Genomic DNA, 1,068 nt, shown 5'->3' with positions numbered 1-1,068 from the left:
TTTAAAAGTTTTTTTAGTTATTTAGTAATGCACAAATTTAGGTGTTTGTCAAATTAATTTAGATGCGTTTACCCTGCTTTCTGGCCCAAGTGATAACTGTAAAGTTTTGCCATGACAGGTTGCGGGTAGACTACTACTGTATAGTCTATGTCCTAATGAAACTGGCAATAGCTATAAAGCTAAAAATCGCAGCTTAAGTTGATAATGCCATTACTGTGCCTGCGAGGAGCGGACAAGGGTTCCTAGAGCACCGAACTCATGCAAACTGCTCAACTTGTCAGCAACAGTCTCGACGAAACGTGGCGACTGTACTAAATCGCCAAAAATCTCAAACAGGCTGAGGAAAGGTCTGGGATCTGTTTTACCTGAACGGGCTTGTTGAGTGAGGCTATCAGCTAAGGGGTCATCAATGGGGATAGGACGGTTCTGGTCGTCATAACCATTGAGGTATTGACACCAAGCAGCGATCGTCAAACTTAGATAATCGATCGCACCTTCAAGTTGTAATTTATCGCGGATCGAGCCCAAAACAAACTTAGGAATTTTGGCTGATCCATTTAGGCACAGGCGCGGAAGCTGATCGCGAATTTTGGGATTGGAAAACCGTTCAATTAAAGTTTTTTTATAATCGTCTAAATCAATCCCAGAAACGGGTTGGAATGTTGGTGTCACCTCATCCATCAGGTTAGCAACGGCTTGCTGAAACAAGGGATCAGCCATGACTTCATAAACGTAGGTATAACCTGCCAGAGAGCCGAGATAGCCAATCAACATATGACTGGCATTGAGCAGCCGAATTTTCATCATTTCATAGGGATGAACATCCTTAGTCATCTGTACGCCAACGGATTCCCAATCGGGTCTGCCTGCACAAAAGGTATCTTCGATTACCCACTGAATGAAAGGCTCCGCGACGCATGGAAACGCATCATCAATACCAAACTGTTGGGCGACCATTTGGATATCTGCTGGGGTTGTCAGCGGAGTAATGCGATCGGGAGCGTGTCACTTTTGCGATGAGTACAAATACTCATAAATGCTAGGCAGAGGTTTTGAGCTATTTTTGGG

At 44.1% G+C, this 1,068-nt stretch carries 1 protein-coding gene; it reads right to left on the bottom strand.

What is annotated here, in order from left to right; translation table 11 throughout:
* Nucleotides 1-210: 210 nt before the first annotated feature.
* Nucleotides 211-990, bottom strand: coding sequence for a mannitol dehydrogenase family protein (locus tag QUB44_RS31010; RefSeq protein WP_333373777.1), 780 nt, complete (start codon nucleotides 988-990; stop codon nucleotides 211-213).
* Between the last annotated feature and the right edge of the window lie 78 nt (nucleotides 991-1,068).

Origin of the sequence: Microcoleus sp. AT3-D2 (assembly GCF_036705715.1) — a bacterium.
Classification (GTDB): Bacteria; Cyanobacteriota; Cyanobacteriia; order Cyanobacteriales; family Microcoleaceae; genus Microcoleus.
Note: the sequence above shows the minus strand (reverse complement) of the source record. Positions and strands in the feature narration are given on the sequence as shown.